The following is a 17,769-nucleotide window of genomic DNA, read 5'->3' as shown; positions in this document are numbered from 1 at the left end:
AAAAGGCAGTCGTGCCGGGAGCGTTCCCGTCCGACTGCTTTTTTTGCGTTTACTGCGCTGGCGGCAGACACTTGCAAGCCTTTCGCCTGTTCGCTTCCTGCTTTTTTTCGTTATATAATAAATAAAGAAACATTTTTTCAGAAAGGAGCATCATTGCATCATGTCTCAACGGGTCGGTTGCCTCGTTATACATGGTTTTTCACGAGATGTTACTGACATTCTGCCGCTAGCCAAAACGCTGCGCGAGGACGGCTATCAAGTGGAGTGTCCCACTCTGGAAGGACATGGAGCAACTCGACGCCAGTTGGCGAAAAGCACACGCCATGATTGGCTGCGCTCTGTAGACGAAGCGTACAAGCGCCTGGCAAAGCGTGCAGACAAAATCGTCATCATCGGTTTTTCGATGGGAGGCTTGCTCGCTTTTCACCTGACAGCCGTCTATCCGGTAGAACTGGTGATCACGATGAATGCCCCCTACAAATACTGGAACGTCAGACAGGCCATGCGCTATTTGCGCGACGATTTTACTACGCACGCACGCCGCTATTTGCAGGGCATCGGGAGAATTCCGTTTCGCAGCGCGATCCAGTTTCGACTGCTTCTGTCGGAAACCAAATCCCTGCTTCCCCACATCTCCGTTCCCTGTGTCCTGCTGCAGTCCAAGCTGGACGACACCACGCATGCAGTCAGTGCAGAACTGTTCGCCGAACGCATACAAAAGGCGGAAACGGTGCAGATCAACTGGTATGAACGCTCCAATCACCTGCTCCTCTTCGGCCCGGAAAAAGAGGCGGCGATCGAAGATATTCGCAAGACCATCAAAACGTATTGTCTCTGCTAAGGGATACGCTCTCGGACACGCGCATCCAGACGATCGCCAGCAGCATCAAGATAACAGCCATGCCGACATAGACGACCGGCAGGCCAAACTGTCCATCCAGCCAGTATGCAAGCAGCGGTCCCAGCGCCGCGCCGCCATCGCACATGACGGTGTACATCGTCATCACCTCCGTACGATTGGAGTGGCGCGCCGCTACATCCGCCGCCCATGTGTCCATGACCGTCGTCAAGATCGTCGCCGTCATTTGCAGCACCACCAGCATCCCCAGCCAGATGGCGAGGGAGACAGGGACATGCAGCAAGGCAAACAGGCAGGAGGCCGCAGCCATCGTCCCGATGAAGATCGCTTTTTTCCCGTAGCGGTCTGCCCACCTGCCGCACCAGGGAGCAGCCCATGGCTCCCATCCCCAGCGTACTCCCTGCAGCACACTCGCCATGACGGCAGCGCCGATCACAATCCCGCCCATGAGCATGACAGGTGGGCGTTCCTCAAACAACCGGCTGATTGTGGAGGCAAACACGCCCTGGTACGTGAGTGCGAGCAACAGTCCGGTCGCAAGCGTCAGCCGTACTCTCCCCTTTTTCCAGATGGGCGTCCGCATTGCTGCGGCGGGAGCGCCACCCGGCCGACCGGAGAGGAAGGAACGCGGGATGTACGCGTAAATCAGCACAAGTGCGGGCAAGGCGCAAAGAGCAAACAGAAGCGAGGTCGTCCCCAGGCCGTACACCGCCACCAGTACGGCGCCAACCAGCATTCCCCCCAGACTTCCCAAGCGGTACAACCCGTTGTACAATCCCATCCATTCACCGCGATTGTGCCCTGTCGAAGCGGAGACGACCAGGGACAAGCCGCCGATGCGCAAAATCGTCCAGGCGATCCCCCACAGACAGCGCATCGCCAGCCATAGCCAAAAGCCTTGAAAACCGTAGGAAAACGTCGTCATACATGCGAGCGCGACGGCAATGACAAGAGCTGTGCGCCCTTCGATTCGCTGCATCCAAAGTCCGATGAGCGGCCCCAGCGGAATACGCACCAGTCGATTGACCGAAAGCAATACCCCCACTTCCCACAGCGATGACAACCCTGCCTCCCGCCAATAAATCGGCAGCACGACGTACAGCATCGAATCTCCCAGCAGGCAACATGCGGTCACGAGCGCTACGGCGATTACCTGTCTTTTGCCACGATCCTTCTCATCCATTTGCATGACCTGCTCCTTTGCACTGATCGGTTTCTATGGTATATACAGTACAAAAGGAGAAATCATCATTTCCAATACATTTTATTGCCGCAATCATCACTAATCCTTATGAATGGAGAGACGGTATGAATCTGCATGCGTTGCGCATTTTCAGCGAAGTCGCTGCACGGGGAAGCGTAACCGCTGCTGCCGCCGCCTTGTCGATCAGCCAACCCGCTGTCACGGCACAGATTCGCAAGCTGGAGAGCGAGCTCGGCATCTCCCTGGTAGAGGCGCGGGGCAGGGGCATCGCGATCACCTCCGAGGGAAAGTTTCTGTACGAACGGGCGCGGCGAATTTACGATATCGAGCAGGAGATCGAAAAGCAACTGGAAGCACTGAAACACGGCGAGTACGGAAAACTGCGGATCGCCTCCACCTACATGCCTTCCCACTACTTGCTCCCCTCATGGCTGGCTGCGTACAAAAAGCAGTTCGAGCATGTAGATGTCGAGGTCCGCACCGGCAACTCCCAGCAATCGATCGAGCGTCTGCTGCACTACCAGGCAGACCTCGCCATCATCACCAACGAATCATGGGATAGCCGCCCGATTCGCCGCCACCATATCGCCACTCTCGCCTACTGGTTTATCGTGCCAGCCGGACATCCGTTCGCCGGAAAGGAAGTCTCGCTTTCAGAGCTGGTGCAGGAGCCGTTTTTGCTGCGCGAACAGGGCAGCTCGACACGAGAGCTTCTCGTTGCGCTGTGCCGTGAGCACGGGGTCAACCAGCCGCGCGTCGGTCTGCGCTATCACGGTCTGGTCGAGTCGATCCAGTCTGTCAGAGCCGGTTACGGCACGATGCTGGCTCCCGAGCTGGCTGTCCGCGAATGGGTCGAACGTGGCGAAGTGGGTCGCGTGTTTCTCCCCGGCATCGAAATCACACGTCCGGTCTACCTCTGCCAGCGCGATGAGGATAGCCCCCTCTCGCCCGCTGTTTCGCGCTTTTTGCAGATGATTCTGTAAACAGCCGAAACTCTATTCCGGAAGCATGGAAAAAGCGCTGTACATCAGCAAGAGGCCCATCACCACATTTAGCACACGTTGGTGCCGGTTAACAAACCGCTGGAACAATGCGCCGCAAACGGCCCAACTCGTGCAGGACATAAAACCGACGAAGCCAAAAAACAGCGCGAACAAAAACAGGCTTTCGTACGAAGCGTAGGTGGGCAATACAAACATCGGAATGACCGTGATTGCGTACAAAATCGCCTTTGGGTTGATAAACTGGATCAGTACGCCCGACAAAAACAGTGTTTTGTTTCCCGGTTCATTCGATTTTTCGCCCGGCTTGCTCAGCATGATTTTGACAGCGAGGTACACCATGTAGGCGATACCGACGATGCTCAACCAGAGCTGAATTTGCGGGATGTAGTGATGCAGCACGAGATTGAAATAACTGCTGACAAGCGATAAAATAGTCGTTCCCAAAGTTACGCCGAGGATAAAGCGGAGCGTTTTCTGAAACCCGAGCTGACTCGCATACGCCATCGACATCATCGTGTTTGGGCCCGGCGTAAACGATGTGACAAAAACATAGAGCAAAAACGGAACCCATTGCAAAGCGACCAACTCCTTTGTATGTTATAACGCACACAACAAAATAATAACGCACAAGAGTGTGATGTTGCAATACTTGTATACTATAACGCACGAAAAATGGGAGGTTTTCCGCTATGGAACCGATCAATCTTGTACTTGCCAAAAATTTGAAAGCGCTGCGGACCAAACGAAAGCTCAGTCTGGACAAGGTCGCTGAACTGACAGGGGTCAGCAAGGCGATGCTGGGGCAAATTGAGCGCGGCGAGTCCAGCCCGACCATTCAGACAGTCTGGAAAATCGCCAGCGGTCTGCGCGTCTCCTTCACCTCCCTGGTCCACCAGACGCAGCCCGATACGGTTGTCGTCACCCGCAATGACGTCCGGCAGTTCCAGAGCAATGAAGGCAAATACCGAGTGTACCCTTACTTTCCTTTTGAGGAAGGAAGGCGCTTTGAGATGTATTCCGTCGAGGTCGACCCTGGACTGCGCGTCCATTCAGATCCGCACAGCCCGGAAACGGAAGAGTTCCTGGTCGTATTTGAAGGTGAGCTGACGGTCCATATCGACGGCAGAGACTATCCCCTCCAGACGGGAGACTCCATCCGCTTCAAATCCGACCGCGTCCACGAATATACCAATACGGGCGACTCCCTGGCCCGCCTAAGCGTCGTCATTTCCTATCCGGATTAAAGCACAAAAAAGCAGGAAGCCTGTTTTGCAAAGGCTCCCTGCTTTTTTTGCATGTGCTGCTCCGATCCGTACCGTATTTTACGGAAAGACGATCGTCTTGTTGCCGTACACCAGAACGCGGTCCTCCAGATGCCAGCCGACAGCACGGGCGAGAACGGTACGCTCCACCTGGCGACCCAACTGCTTCAATGTCTCTACGTCTTCCTGATGGGTCACGCGCTGCACGTCCTGCTCGATAATCGGGCCTGCGTCCAGTTCCTCGGTGACGTAGTGAGCTGTTGCACCGATCAGCTTCACACCGCGGCGGTACGCCTGCTCGTACGGCTTGGCCCCGACGAAAGCGGGCAAGAACGAGTGGTGGATGTTGATGATGCGCATTTGGTAGTCCTTCAGGAAACGCGGCGACAAAATCTGCATGTAGCGGGCGAGAATGATCAGGTCCACGCCATCAGCCAAAGCAGCCAGCTGCTCCTGTTCCGCCTGCTCCTTGTTGTCCCGGGTCACCGGAATATGGTGGTACGGGATGCCAAACGTCTCCACAGTCTCTCTCATATCCGGGTGGTTGCTGACGACCATGGCGATGTCCGCGTGCAGCTCGCCTGCTTTCCAGCGCCACAAAAGCTCCAGCAGACAGTGATCCTCCTTGGAGACAAAAATGGCTACCTTTTTCCGTTTTTTCGCCTCTACCAGCGACCACTCCATGCCAAAGCTGTGCGCCACCGGTGCGAACGAAGACTTGATCGCATCCAGACGCTCGGTCAAATTGATCAGGTCGAATTCGATACGCATAAAAAAGCGTCCTGCTTCCGGGTCGGTCGTGTACTGGTCGGACTGAACGATATTGGCTCCCTGCTCAAACAGAAAATGAGAAACAGCGGCTACGATTCCCGGGCGATCCTCGCAAGAAATCAGCATGCGCGCCCGATCCTTGTTTTTCTGCTTGTACGCCAGCCATTCTCTCTCTGACAATCGATGCATGATTTACTCTCCTCCATGAATTTCAGCAAAAACTGCTTGCTATTATACCATTTTCCACTCGAACTGGCATAGCGCCAATCTACCCCACCATTGTACCACAACAGAAACCGCCACGCTCACGGCAGCCACGGCTGCGTTGGGCGTCTGCAAGTTGTACATGGCTGTTGTATAAAAAGCCGGCCACACCTGACCGACTTTTTTTCATGCATGGCGCTATTTGATCTGGATGGAAAAGCCGCCTGTCAGCAAGTACAAGCAGCACTCCAGCTCCTGGCTTGTCTGAAGAAGCTCTCGTACGGCCCGCGCGTACAGCCGAATCTGCTCCTCGTAGCGGCGGGTCAGCTCCTCGACCACTTCGGGCGAAGGCTCTTGCGCGATCCAGTCCGTCTTGAAATCGATCAGCAGCAGGCTTCCGTCCTGCTCCTCCACGAGACAGTCGATCACGCCCTGCACAATTACCTGCTCGTCCGTGTCCGTCCCCAGCTCCGGCTCGGCCTCATGCGCAGGGATCGCCAGCGTAAACGGCAGCTCGCGGTGGACCTGCCTGCCCCGCAGTATTCGCTGCCCCAGCGGGCTGGCAAAGAAACGGGCAATCTGTACCTGGTCAACAGCCTGGATCTGTTCCTCGGTCAAAAAGCGGCGGGCGCCCAGTGAAGCCACTTGCTCGGCTATATCCGCCTCATCCAGCGGTCGGCTCAAATCGAGCTGCTGCATGATCAGATGGGTAATTGTCCCTTTTTCTGCTCCACTCAGCCGATGAGTCCGATCTGCGGACAGAAATTTCGGTTTGTCCGTGATCGCAGGCAGTGTGTACGTACGACCGCCCTTTCCTGCGCTGGCGCGTCGTTTCAGCTCGCTGACGCTCCACTTGGCGGCTACCTGGGAGGTCAGCGGATTTGGATGCTGCCAGCCCAGCCGCTGTTCGATCACCCTTCTGGCCGCTTCATCCACCGGCCTGTCAGCGACTTCCTCGCGCCGGGTCAGCTTCTCCCAGACGAGCCTCTCATCCGCTGACGGCTCGGTCAGGGCGCGAAGCTCCTCCGCCTGATAAAAATGAAACGACCAGATCGAATCATCCACTACAGTACGGACCCGAACCTCCTCTCCCGTACCGCGCGTATGCGGGTAGGAACGCAGCGGAGAGGCTTGCGGATGGCGCAAAAGCGCTCTGCCGACCCAATCGAGATACCCTCTGGCGCGGATCAGTTCTTCGTCAGCCAGGCGTTCGCCGTCCCCTTGCACGCCCCAGTCGCCGACACTCTTGGCCAAATCTTTGGCAGAACCGAGCAAAATCAGCTTTTCCCTCGCCCGCGTCAACGCCACGTAGAGGACGCGCATTTCTTCGGCCAGCAGGTCGCGGTGAAGCTGCTGACGGATTCCCAATGCTGCGAGGCTCGGATACCGCACCTGGTTGTCGGGATCGACTGCCAGCGGTCCAAACCCGAGATCCTTGTGCAACAAAAATGAGCTTTTCAAATCCATCGTATTGAATTGTTTGCCCATCCCGGCGACAAAGACGACGGGAAACTCCAAGCCTTTGCTTTTGTGAATCGTCATCACCCGAACGACATCTTCATTTTCCCCGATCGTTCGGGCTTCGCCCATGTCGTTGCCGGCCTCCTGCAACCTGTCCACAAAGCGCAAAAAGCGGAACAGTCCGCGATACGAGCCGGATTCGTACTGTTTGGCCCGGTCGTACAGCGCTTGCAGGTTGGCTTGCCGCTGCTGGCCGTTTTCCAGCGCCGCCACATAGTCGAAATACCCGGTATCGCGGTACAGCCTGGTGATCAGCTCGGACAGGGCTCCTCGCCGCGCCTGCGTCCGCCAGTCGTCCAACTGCCGCATAAACGTGCGCAGCCTGCGCTCCCACTGATTCCTCACGGGCTGCTCCTCGGCGTATTGCAGCACTGCCTGATGGAATGTGCCTGCCGGGTACTGCATGCGAATCTGGGCGAGATGCTCCTCGGACAACCCTACCAGCGGCGAGCGCAATACTCCCGCCAGAGGGATGTCCTGCAACGGATTGTCGATCACGCGCAAAAGAGACAGCATGATCTCCACTTCCGTCGCGGCGAAGTAGCCGGATGTCTGCTCCGCATGTACGGGGATGCCGGCCTTGCGCAGCTCCTCCTGCATGATTTCTCCCCAGCCGGAAGTCGCACGCAGCAAAATCACGATGTCCCGGTATGAGACCGGACGCAATCCGCCTGCCTGTTTGTCGTAGACGAGCAGCGGCTCCTCTCCTTCCCCCGGCTCCATCCAGCGGCGAATCCGGCTGGCGATCAGACGTGCCTCTAACTGTGCGGCACTCGCTTCCTCCGCTTCGCTTTGCGCATTTTCGGAAGTAGAGGAACTCTCTTCGTCGCCGCCTTCTGCATTGGTGGAAGCGACTCCCTCCACACCAGCATCCGCGCGGTCGATCAGATGGAGCTCTGCCTGCAGCCGCTCCTCTGCCACCTCAGGATATGACGCCCGATTGACCAGTTCGGCAGAGCGGTCGTAGTCAATCTCCCCCACCCCTGGCGACATGATCTGCCGAAAGAGAAAGTTGACGGCATCCACCACCTGGCGCCTGCTGCGAAAGTTGGCAGCCAGATCGATTCGCCAGCCTGCATCGTCGGGCACCTCGGCCTGTTCCCCAAGCTCCCCTGCCTGCTGTCCGTCTCTTTGGTAAGCCAGGTACTTCTCCAAAAACAGCTTGGGCTCTGCCAGCCGGAAACGGTAAATGCTCTGCTTTACATCGCCCACCATAAAGCGGTTGGCGGTACCGTTCGTCTCCCGGTCGCGCGATACCATGCGCAGAATCGTCTCCTGCACCAGGTTGATGTCCTGATACTCGTCGACGAGCACCTCTGCGAACTGCTCGCGAAGCTGGGCCGCGACAGCGGACGGCCTGATCTGCCCATCCTCATCGCGTTCGGTGAGAACCTGCAAGGCGAGGTGCTCCAGGTCGCCAAAGTCGACCAGTGAACGGGACTGTTTGGCAAGCGCAAACGCTTCGGCAAACTGCGTGACCAGACGTGCCAGCGTCTGCATATGCACAGCCAACTGCCGCAGGTCAGCCAGGTACTGCTCTGCTGGCATGGATACGTATTGCTCGCGCATATCAGCGATCGCCTTTTTCACACTGTTGCGCAAGTCCTGCACCTGCGCCTTCACATCGGGATCTGCTCCCTTTACCGGCGGCAGCTTCGCAAATGTGACTGCCGCAAGTGCGCTTTCTGCGGACTGCCAGCCTTCCCGGCAAGCAAGCCGGGCTCGCAGGACCGCTTCAGCCTCCGCTTCCAGCAATGGCAGGTAACCGGCAGGTCCTTCAGCGGAACCAGCCAGTGTAACCGCCCGGCGCATCTTCCCTTCCAGTCCGCCCAGTTCAAGCTCCAGCGAACGCAGGATGCTCTTTGTCCAGGCTAGCCCGTCGAGACTTTGTCTGCCCCCCAGCTCGAACATTCCCGCAGCTTCTGCCAGCCACTCTGCGGGATGGGGATGGCTGCGGGAAAACTCGTACAGGCGCACCAACAGCCGAACCAGGATCTCGTCATCCTGTCCGTCCAGCATATAGTCGGCCAACGCCTGAAAAGCAGGGTCCTGCTCGTACCAGTCTTCCATCTGCTCTTCCAGCGTATCCTGCCGCAGCAGCTCCGCTTCCATCTGGTCCGCGATGCGAAAATCGGGATCGAGATCGATCAGGTAGTAATACTGCCGCAAGATGCCTAGACAAAAAGAGTGGAGGGTCGTAATCGTAGCACGCTGCAGCAAGGCGAGCTGACGGCGCAAATGGACGGAATCAGGATTGTCTTGCAAAGCCAGGCGCAGGGCGTCGCCAATGCGATGGCGCATCTCGGCCGCCGCTGCGTTGGTAAAGGTGACGACCAGCAGTTGGTCGACACCGACCGGGTTGTCCGTATCGAGGACACGGCGGATGATCCGCTCCACCAGCACCGATGTCTTCCCGGAGCCGGCAGCAGCCGCGACCAGCACGTTGTTGCCTCTGCGGGTGATCGCCTGCCACTGCTCCTCGGTCCATTTGTCCGGCTTTGCTTGTGATGATTGCTCTGTCATGTCAGCCCTCCTCTCCACTCTGCTGGTTCCCCAGCTTCTCCCATACTTCTTTGCTGCTCAACTTGGCGATCATCCGATGCTGGTTGCCGCCGGCTTTTTCGTCAAACTGGCAGACCGGCTTGTAGGCACAGTAGTCGCAAGCTGTCATCGTGCCTTTGGTGTACGGCTCGATCTGGATTTCGCCTTCTGTCATTCTCGTCCCGATCTCCTGCACCGTTTGCCGTACATACTGCGTCAACGCCCGGAACTGTTCTTCCGTGGCAATCGCCGAGCGGGAGGAAAACGTCCCGTCCTTTTTGATTTCAAACGGCAGCAATTCCGACGGCCCCTGCTCTGCGTAGGCGTCCATCATTCGCGCCAGCTCCGTATCTGCCAGCATCAAGCCTTTCATTCGCAGCCGCTTGGCCCGCTCCTTGGCCGCTTCTTCTGCAGACAACAGCCGCTTTGCCGTGACAAACGGGTCTGCTACCTGGTAGTAGAACACGCCCCCGAACTGCGCTTTTTTCCCCAGCCACTGCTCCGCGTTGGCCACGACTACGTCGAGGTAGACGAGAAGCTGCAGGTTCAGACCATTCCAGACGTCGGCGAGCTGGAGCTGTTTCGCGCTCGATTTGTAGTCGATCACGCGCAGGTAGGGGAGATCGCCATCGAGCGACTGGTCGACCCGGTCGATCCGCCCGATCAACTGCAAGCCGACCCCGTTGTCGAGCGTCAGAGCCAATCCCGGCAAATCGCCCTTTGGCCCGAACGAAACCTCCAGCCCGATCGGGGCGAAACGGCTGCGTCGGGCGTGCTCGCCGAGGACGTAAATCGCTCTGCCGACAGCCCGTTTCAGCTTTTTGGAGAGGAAACGGTAGCGAGCTGTCCGGTTGAGAATGCTGCTCCTCGTCTCGGGGACGAGCTCTTCCACGACGTCATGCGCCAGCTTCATGCTGCTCGTCTCCGTCAGCTTGCCCCATTCCAGATGCTCCTCGTTCATCTTCTCCACTGCCCGCTTGAGCGAGGCGTGAAACAGTTCGCCCACATCAAAGCGCTCCAGCTTGTACAAGGTCCGTTCCTTGAGGCGCAGGCCATGGGAAGAAAAGTGGGAGAACGGGCACGATTGGAAACGCTCCAGCCGCGACACGCTCATGCTCAGGCTGCTTCCGTACAATCCCCGGCTCGTCTCCGGCTGCAATTTCCGCGAACGGTTTTCGTAACGAAGCCCGGACAACAGCCATTTTTCCCGCTCGGCATCGGTCGACGAGCGAAGGAACCAGTCGTACACCTCCCACCAAAAGGCAGGAAGCTCTCCGCTCTTTTTCATCGATCGCAAAAGACTCAGCAAATGGCGGAAGAGACGCCGCGGATTTCCCAGCAAAAAGGCATCCGCTTCTGCACTGCCGGTCGGTTCGTCGAAAAACATCTGCTGCTGCACGTCAGGCAGTACCTCGCGTATCCGGGAAAAGACGCTGGAAGGAAGAAGACCTTTGCCTTCGTGGTCAGCGAGCGCACAGCTCAACTGCAATCGCTCCGAAGGGCGGGTCATCGCCTGATAGAGCAAATACGATTCGGCAAACAGCTTCTGCCGGGCCGAGGGCGCCAGCTCCAGCCCAAGCTCGGCCAGCCTCTCCCGCTCCATCTCGTCGAGGATTCCGTCTTCCTGCGGACGCAGCGGAATGACGCCTTCGTTTACCCCGAGGACGAACAAAGCCTTCACGTCCGGCTGTCGGGAACGCTCCATCGAGCCGACCAGCACCTGTTCCAGCGCAGGCGGCACCAGGCCCAGCTCGAGCGTTTCCAGGCCGCTTTCCAGCACCCGCGCATAAGTCGCAAGCGACATGCTCTCCTCACCCATCACTTCGACGATCTGGTCCATCAGCGCCAACAGTCCGTTCCATACCTGCCCGTGCACCTGTGCCGTCTCCAGCTCCCCGCTTTCCTCGGCTTGCCGCTGCCACTTCTCCAGCTTGCCCGGCACGTCGACAGCGAGCAAAAAGTTGTACAAGGCTGTCGTCATTGCGCGGACGTTTTCCGCCGCAGCCTGCTGCAGCTCCTGCTCAAAAGCCAGCAGTGGCGCCGCGTACTTCCGGCGCAGTCCGTCGGCTGTTTCATCCTCACTGGTCTTTGCCTGCCCGCCGAAGCGCCAGGCTGCTTCCTCTGCCCACTGCCAGCCGAACACGCCATGAGCGAGCACGTAATTTTCCAGGAAGTCGACTTCCCGGCGAGCCGACTGCTCTGCTGCATCCGATGGATCAGCCAGCAGATCCGTTTTCAGACAGCGAAAAACAGCTTCGTAGCGCCATTTGCTGACGACCACTTCGAGCGCCGAGCGGACGAGTTCGACCAGCGGGTGGTGCAACAGCGTCCGCTTCTGGTCGATAAAGTGCGGAATCCCGTATTCGCTGAAAACGGCATCGATCTCGTCGGCATAAGTGCCGATCTCCCGCAGCAGGACGGCCATGTCGCGCCAGCGGTAGCCTTCTTCTCTGGCCAGCGCAAGCATTTTCAGCGCGACTGCCTCCACCTCGGCGCGGCGGTTGACCGCGGAGAGCAAAACGACCTCGTCGTCACGCCGGGCTGACTGCGGACGCCCGGTATCCCCCCACTGAAAGTAGGCTTGTTCCAGATGGGCCAGCCACGGGCTGTCGGCAAAGCGGCGCTGCTCCGTCAGCAAAAGCGGCGGCTCGATCGCAATCTTGTTTTCCCTGGCAATCGTCATCAGCGCCTGGTATGTACGCCAGGACGGGTAAAACAGACTCAGCTCGTCCAGGGTAGCGTCCCGTTCCGCCGGGTCGAGGGTGAGGGCAATCGTCACCTTTTTGGCGTATTTCGTCAGCTCCTCGATGAGGCGCAGCTCCTGGGCCGTAAAGCCGGTAAAGCCGTCGATGTAAATCTCCGAACGCGCGATGTACTTCGACTCCTTCAATTTTCCGGCGACGCGGTTCAACAGGTCTTCGGCATCGAAGTAGCCTTCTGCCAGATACTCGTCGTACAGGCGCATAATCAGGCGCAGATCGGCGATTTTTTCATTCAGCTTCGCGCTTCCCCAATCGAGGTTTTCCGAATCGGCAAACGACACCCCGTACGATTTGCACTCGCTGATCAGGCGGCCGAGCTGGGAGGCAAAGCCCGGCTGCAGGGCAGAGCGTCCAAACACGCGCAGTTCATCCTTGTTGCGCTCCAGCAGCATCCGCAGCACCATGTTTTTGCCCAGGTCGTCTACCGGAACGAACGTCAAATCGCCCAGCTCCTGCAGCAAGCGATGCGCGAGCCGTCCGAAGCTGAGCACCTGCGAACCGATCACACCGCCCAGGCCGGAGCTGCTCGCCAGCATGTACTCAGCCTGAAAGCTGGCCTGCTCAGGCACGAGCAAAATCATCGACGTATCGAGCGGATTTCCGGACTGACGCGCTTCTTTTACGTTGTTGACCAACTGCTGGGTAATCGCACGCGTTTTTCCCGTACCTGCTCTTCCCAGCACAAATTGGACTGCCATACTCATCCACTCCCCGCTATTCCAATTCCAGGTGTATCTTGCTTCCCGCCCCCATCGGGTCGGCAGGCGCAACGATCAGGCGACGCGGCATGCGGTAGCGGACTTCCGGGACGTGGCTGATCACGCCGATGGTGAAATCGTCCATCCTCAGCCGCTCCAGTGCGTCCATCACGACTTCCAGCAATTCCGGGTCGAGTGTGCCGAACCCTTCATCGAGGAAAAAGAACTCCAGCCTGCCGCCGCGCATCTGGATTTCCATCGACAGGGCCAGCGCGAGCGAAAGCGAGGTCAGGAAAGTCTCGCCCCCTGACAGCGTACTGACTGGCCGGCGCATGCCGCCCGCTGCCTCGTCGCGCAGCACGAACTCGCCCTCATCCCCGATTTCCAGCCCGTAGCGATTGCCTGTCATCCGCTTGAGGTGGTAGGATGCGTCCCGGGCGATCGAGACGAGCTTTTCCTCAGCGATAAACTGGACGAACGCCTTTGCTTCAAACAGCTTCCGCAAGTCTTCCAGACGGCTCAGCTCGTCCTGCTGTTCGCGTATACGGCCTTGCAGCTGCAACCATTTGTCGTGGTTTTTTTCGACCCGCTCAACCTGCTCCTTGGCAACTGCCACCTGCTTTTGCGCCTCCTGGAAGGTCTGCTCGCACTCTTCCCATACTTGTTTGGCAGCGAAAAACTCATCACGGCTGACCGATCTGCCGTCGATGGCCTGAAGCAGCCGCTGTTCGTCATAGCGAAGCTGCGCGACGCTCTGTTCAAACTGTGCGACCTGCTCCTCGGCAGGCTCCAACTGGTCGCGCCCGGCGTACAGCTCACGTGCCTGTTCCACACTTTCGATGCCTGTCTGCTGCATCGCCTGCTGCAAAGCCTCCAGCGCCTCGGCGCGCTGCCTGGTCAGCTGGGCGTACGCCTCGGCATGCTTCACCCGTTCAGTCTGCAACCGCTCGCGGCTGTCCGCACATGCTTTTCGCTTTGCTTCTGCCTCCGTCACGGATTGCCGCAGCTCGGCCAATTTCGCTTCCGTCTGGCGAATCCGTTCCGCCGCCGGAATACCGCCGGTGCGCTCCGTCCACTGGCTGTGTTTTTGTTCCCACGACTGCTTTTTCTCCTCCAGCCGCTCGCGCAGTGCTTGCGTGCGAACCTGCAGCTCGCTTTGTCTGGCCTTGCCTGTATCGCAGGCATTGAGCAGCTTTGCCCGCAGCGCTTCCTTCTCTGCACGAATCCGCTGCAACTCAGCTACCTGCCGGTCCCGTCTGCCGATTTCCTCGTAGCGCTGCTCGATCTCCTCCACGGCCAATGGTCCGCGCTTTTGCTCCAGCACTTCCGCGCATTTCTGCACCTGTGCGGCAGCAGCTTCCAGTCTCGCCTTGACGTCCTCGTGCTTCGAGCGCCACTGTTCCCAGAGCAGCTCGCTTCGCTCGTGCAGACGGCGCTGTTCCGCCTCTTCCTCGCGCAGCAGTTCCAACAGCCGCTGCAGGCGTTCCCGCTCTGCCTTGACCTGTTCGCGAAGCTCCTGTCTGGTCGCAAGCTCCTTTTCCTCGCGCTGATAGACGGACAAAAGCTGGTCAATCGATTCCACCCGCCACGGCTCACCCTGTTTTGCACACTCTTGCCGGATCAGCTCGATCTGGTTGGCGATTATGGTCTGCTCGTCGCGCAGCTCAGCAGCCTTGTGCTCCAATGCAGCCTGTCCCGTCCGGGCGATGACGAGCGCCTCTTTTTTGTCGTGGGCCAGCCGCTCTGCCTCGCGCAATGCTTCCTCTGCCGTTTTCAGGCACTGACGCAGCTCCTCCCCCTCATCACTGCTCTCCTGTTCTGTGAGATGGCTGTCCGGGTTATGTACGTGATGGGTAGAGCCGCAGACGGGACATTCCTGCCCCTCTTCCAGCCGTTCCCGCAAAAAGCGGGCCATATTCCGCTGCTGCCACTGCTCGACGGCCTGAAACCGTTCTTCCCGCTCAGCCTTGAGCTTCAACACGACGTCATCCTGACTTTCTACGGCTGTCTGCAGAGCCGCCAAACCCGCCTGGGCCTGCTGCCGTTCCTGCTCCAGCTTCTCCCACTTTTCCTGCCAGAGCGCAAGCTGCTTCTCCTGCTCGCGCCACTGCCGCCCGAGCTGCTTCATCTCGCTCAGGCGACTGCTCGCCTCTTCCCACTCGCGGTCCGTCATTACCGGTCGCGCCTCCAGGGCGTCCCAGCCAGCCTTGGCCTGCTCCAGCTTCTGTGCGCTCGCCTGCCATGCTGCGGCAAACTGCTTCACCTGCCCAGCCTCCTGCTGCATCTGCGCCTCGCTCTGTGCCCGGGCAGCCTCCAGCTCTTGCTGAAGGGCGAGCTCACGGTTCCACTGCTGTTTCGCTTCGCGCGCCGCCGCCACCTGATCGCGCCATTCCGGCGTGACCGCTGCCTGGCGAATTTGCTCATCCAACTGCTTTTGTTCCTGTTCCCATTGGCGAAGCGCTTCCTCGTCCTGAGCCAGCTTTTCCGACGTCTCCGCGAGTGCCTTTTGCGTCTGGTCCCAGTCCTGCTCGAGACGGTTCCACTCTTCCCGGATGGCGCCGAGCTCTGCTTCCCACTCCGCTGCCTGCACCAGTCTGCCTTTTTGCTGGATCAGCTCCGGTTCTTCTGCTGCCAGCTTGCCCTGCGCCTGTTGATACGCCGCCTCGGCATCCTCCCAGGCGAGCTGCGAGCGCTCCTGCAGCTCCCGGCTTTTCGCCATAGCCTGTTCGGTAGCCAGCCACTCCTCGTGAAGACGCTCCCAGCGCTGAATCATCGGCCACAGCTGCATGCTCGACTTCCAGGCGAGAATCTTGTGCTTCCAGGCGTCGATTTCACCTTGTCTGGAGAGATGCGACTGCAGGCTTGTCCTGACCTGTTCCAGTTCCTCCTGCCACTTGTGCAGCTGCTCCATCTGCCTGATTTTTTCCGCCCATTCCTGGCGCTGCGCTGCGTACTGCTGCTCTTTTTGCGCGGCTTTCTCCCAGATTTTCCGGGCGGAATCCAAAGCCTCGCTGCCTGCCTCGCCAAGTGCCGCCACTTCCAGCTGCAAACGGTGCATCTCGTCCCTCGCCTGCTCCAGCGCATGGCGAACACGCTCGCTCAGCTTCTCGCCGTATATGTGCAAACGGAACATCCGCTGCAGCATTTCGTTGCGTTCGCTTCCTTTCAGCGTCAAAAAGCGGGAAAACTGTCCCTGCGGCAGCACTACCGCACGGGTAAAATCCTGCAGCGTCAGGCCGATCAGCGACTCGATCGCCGCCGTCGCCGCCGTCGCCTTTGATTCCAGTACGACATCCGCTTCCCCCGTCAGATGCCCCAGTTGAATCAGTCGAACTTCCGGCTGCCGCTTGTTTCCCTTTTTGTCCAGGCCAAATTCCCGCTCCACGGTATACTGCCGCCTGTCTTCCCCTTTTCCCAGTTCAAAGGTAAACGAGACGAAAACGCGCTGCTCATGCTGGTTCAGCACTTCCCGCGGATGGTTTCCTCCGCCGAGGCGGACGACCTGTCCGTAGAGGGCAAGCGTAATCGCGTCGAGAATCGTCGACTTCCCGCTTCCCGTAGGCCCGAAAATGCCGAACAGTCCCGCCTGGCAAAGCATCTCAAAATCGATTTCCTGCATCTCCCGGTAACTGTGCATCCCGGCCAGCTTCAAGCGAATCGGTCTCATTTACGCCTGTTCCTCCTTTCCCGAGTCGACGAGCAGTCGCTGAAACATCGCGACGAGCTGCTCGTCCGGCTGTGCGCCCCGCTTTCGCTCGTAAAAACGGCGAAACAGTTGATCCGGTGCCAGTTCACTCAGCTCTACCCGCTCCTCTGTTTCCTCTGTGCTCTGTTCGCGGACGACGACGCGCTGGATTTTGAGAAAATCGTCACTCAGCTTGCGCAAGCGCTGAAATTCGGCCGGGTCAATCACATCGGAAACGTGCAGCTCCAGATCGATCCACGCTCCCGCATCGCGCCCCTCAGCCAGCCAATTTTCCACCTGTGCGATGCCCTCTGTTGCCTTCCAGCGCGCCAGCGGCCGACCGCTCGTCAAATAGACAATTTCCTCCCGTACTTCCTCTCCCGGCACAATGTCGACGAGAACTACCGCCTTGCTCTGTCCCGCTTCGGAAAAACTGAAGCAGAGCGGAGAGCCGCTGTAGCGGATCAACGGTTTGTCGCAGAGCTTTTGCAGCCGGTGCAGATGCCCCAGCGCCACATAGTCCGCCTTTTCGGGAAACGCCTGCGTAGAGACAGTCATCGCCCCGCCGATCTGGATCGGCCGCTCCGAGTCCGTCTCCATCCCGCCCATAACGAACAGATGGCTGGTGATGAGATTGACTGTATCGTCGCGAAAGTGAGTGGACAGCTCGGACAAGAGGCGGGAAATCCGTTCGGAAAAGGCGAGCTGCATCTCCTCCTGGGTAAAGCTGTCGCTCAAAAGCTCCTTGAGCCGCGATTCCGACGGATAGGGCAGCGCCACGATCACTGCATGATGCGCACAGCCCGGTACAGCCAGCTCGAACCAGGACGGTCCTCCCTGGACGATGCGGACCTTGTCCTCTCCGGTCGTTTCCGGCTGCAAGGGCGCTTCCTTGGGCAGCCCCAAGAGGACGATCCCGTGCTTGGCTGCCAATGGCGCTGCCGCCCGCACCCGCTCCGGCTGATCGTGGTTGCCGGCGATAACCACCACTCCCCGCTGCCCTTCCCGGCAAAGCCGTTCCAGTGCCTCGTAAAACAGCTCTTCCGCCCAGGCTGGCGGGTTGACCGAATCATAGACATCTCCGGCAATGACGACCAGGTCTACCTCCCGCTCGTCTGCAATTCGGCACAGCTCGTCCACAAATGCCGTCTGTTCCGCACGCCGGTCCCGTCCTTCAAGCTGACGGCCAAAATGCCAGTCCGCCGTATGTAAGATGCGCATCCCACTCATCCTTCCCTGTCACGATCATGTGTTTGGT

The 17,769-nt window shown here is 58.8% G+C and carries 10 protein-coding genes; 3 read left to right on the top strand and 7 right to left on the bottom strand.

Features of this window, described 5'->3' with window-relative positions:
* Positions 1–160: 160 nt before the first annotated feature.
* Positions 161–841 carry an alpha/beta hydrolase gene (locus ACAF76_RS02930; protein WP_400162558.1) on the top strand — a complete coding sequence of 227 codons (681 nt, stop codon included), beginning with the start codon at positions 161–163 and terminating at the stop codon, positions 839–841.
* Here the strand turns inward: ACAF76_RS02930 and ACAF76_RS02925 are convergent.
* Entirely contained in the window at positions 819–2,048 is a 1,230-nt protein-coding gene (locus tag ACAF76_RS02925) for an MFS transporter (RefSeq protein ID WP_421617411.1), read from the bottom strand. The two genes, ACAF76_RS02930 and ACAF76_RS02925, sit on opposite strands and share 23 nt — an antisense overlap.
* Positions 2,049–2,167: 119 nt before the next feature.
* On the opposite strand from ACAF76_RS02925, the gene ACAF76_RS02920 reads away from it, so the two are divergent.
* Entirely contained in the window at positions 2,168–3,046 is an 879-nt protein-coding gene (locus tag ACAF76_RS02920) for a LysR family transcriptional regulator (RefSeq protein ID WP_400162556.1), read from the top strand.
* Between the two features lie 12 nt (positions 3,047–3,058).
* Here the strand turns inward: ACAF76_RS02920 and ACAF76_RS02915 are convergent, their stop codons facing one another.
* The gene (locus ACAF76_RS02915) at positions 3,059–3,643 is read right to left on the bottom strand and encodes a LysE family translocator (protein ID WP_400162555.1); all 585 of its coding nucleotides are present in this window, start codon (positions 3,641–3,643) and stop codon (positions 3,059–3,061) included.
* A 113-nt stretch (positions 3,644–3,756) separates the two neighbouring features.
* Between ACAF76_RS02915 and ACAF76_RS02910 the strand changes: the two genes are divergently transcribed.
* Positions 3,757–4,311, top strand: coding sequence for a helix-turn-helix domain-containing protein (locus tag ACAF76_RS02910; protein WP_400162554.1), 555 nt, complete (start codon positions 3,757–3,759; stop codon positions 4,309–4,311).
* 78 nt (positions 4,312–4,389) lie between these two features.
* On the opposite strand, the gene purU is transcribed toward ACAF76_RS02910, so the two are convergent.
* From purU to ACAF76_RS02885, 5 genes are all read right to left on the bottom strand, one after another.
* Positions 4,390–5,289, bottom strand: a complete 900-nt coding sequence (gene purU, locus ACAF76_RS02905) for a formyltetrahydrofolate deformylase (protein ID WP_400162553.1) — start codon at positions 5,287–5,289, stop codon at positions 4,390–4,392.
* 213 nt (positions 5,290–5,502) lie between these two features.
* Positions 5,503–9,348: a helicase-exonuclease AddAB subunit AddA gene (gene addA, locus ACAF76_RS02900; protein WP_400162552.1), complete on the bottom strand. Its 3,846-nt coding sequence runs from the start codon at positions 9,346–9,348 to the stop codon at positions 5,503–5,505.
* Position 9,349: 1 nt separating this feature from the next.
* Positions 9,350–12,826 (bottom strand): helicase-exonuclease AddAB subunit AddB, encoded by a 3,477-nt coding sequence (gene addB, locus ACAF76_RS02895; protein ID WP_400162550.1) that lies wholly within the window; start codon positions 12,824–12,826, stop codon positions 9,350–9,352.
* A gap of 16 nt (positions 12,827–12,842) precedes the next feature.
* Positions 12,843–16,493 carry an AAA family ATPase gene (locus ACAF76_RS02890; RefSeq protein WP_400162549.1) on the bottom strand — a complete coding sequence of 1,217 codons (3,651 nt, stop codon included), beginning with the start codon at positions 16,491–16,493 and terminating at the stop codon, positions 12,843–12,845.
* A complete protein-coding gene (locus ACAF76_RS02885) occupies positions 16,494–17,732 on the bottom strand; it encodes an exonuclease SbcCD subunit D (RefSeq protein ID WP_400162548.1) in 1,239 nt (412 codons plus the stop codon).
* Between the last annotated feature and the right edge of the window lie 37 nt (positions 17,733–17,769).

The sequence above is a fragment of the Brevibacillus sp. TJ4 genome (assembly GCF_044627595.2).
GTDB lineage: Bacteria > Bacillota > Bacilli > Brevibacillales > Brevibacillaceae > Brevibacillus.
Note: the sequence above shows the minus strand (reverse complement) of the source record. Positions and strands in the feature narration are given on the sequence as shown.

Bases quoted from the DNA above. Each gene is read 5' to 3' on its own strand.
- ACAF76_RS02930 (WP_400162558.1), top strand. From the start codon at position 161: ATGTCTCAACGGGTCGGTTGCCTCGTTATACATGGTTTTTCACGAGAT.
- ACAF76_RS02925 (WP_421617411.1), bottom strand. From the start codon at position 2,048: ATGCAAATGGATGAGAAGGATCGTGGCAAAAGACAGGTAATCGCCGTA.
- ACAF76_RS02920 (WP_400162556.1), top strand. From the start codon at position 2,168: ATGAATCTGCATGCGTTGCGCATTTTCAGCGAAGTCGCTGCACGGGGA.
- ACAF76_RS02910 (WP_400162554.1), top strand. From the start codon at position 3,757: ATGGAACCGATCAATCTTGTACTTGCCAAAAATTTGAAAGCGCTGCGG.
- purU (WP_400162553.1), bottom strand. From the start codon at position 5,289: ATGCATCGATTGTCAGAGAGAGAATGGCTGGCGTACAAGCAGAAAAAC.
- addA (WP_400162552.1), bottom strand. From the start codon at position 9,348: ATGACAGAGCAATCATCACAAGCAAAGCCGGACAAATGGACCGAGGAG.
- addB (WP_400162550.1), bottom strand. From the start codon at position 12,826: ATGGCAGTCCAATTTGTGCTGGGAAGAGCAGGTACGGGAAAAACGCGT.
- ACAF76_RS02890 (WP_400162549.1), bottom strand. From the start codon at position 16,493: ATGAGACCGATTCGCTTGAAGCTGGCCGGGATGCACAGTTACCGGGAG.
- ACAF76_RS02885 (WP_400162548.1), bottom strand. From the start codon at position 17,732: ATGCGCATCTTACATACGGCGGACTGGCATTTTGGCCGTCAGCTTGAA.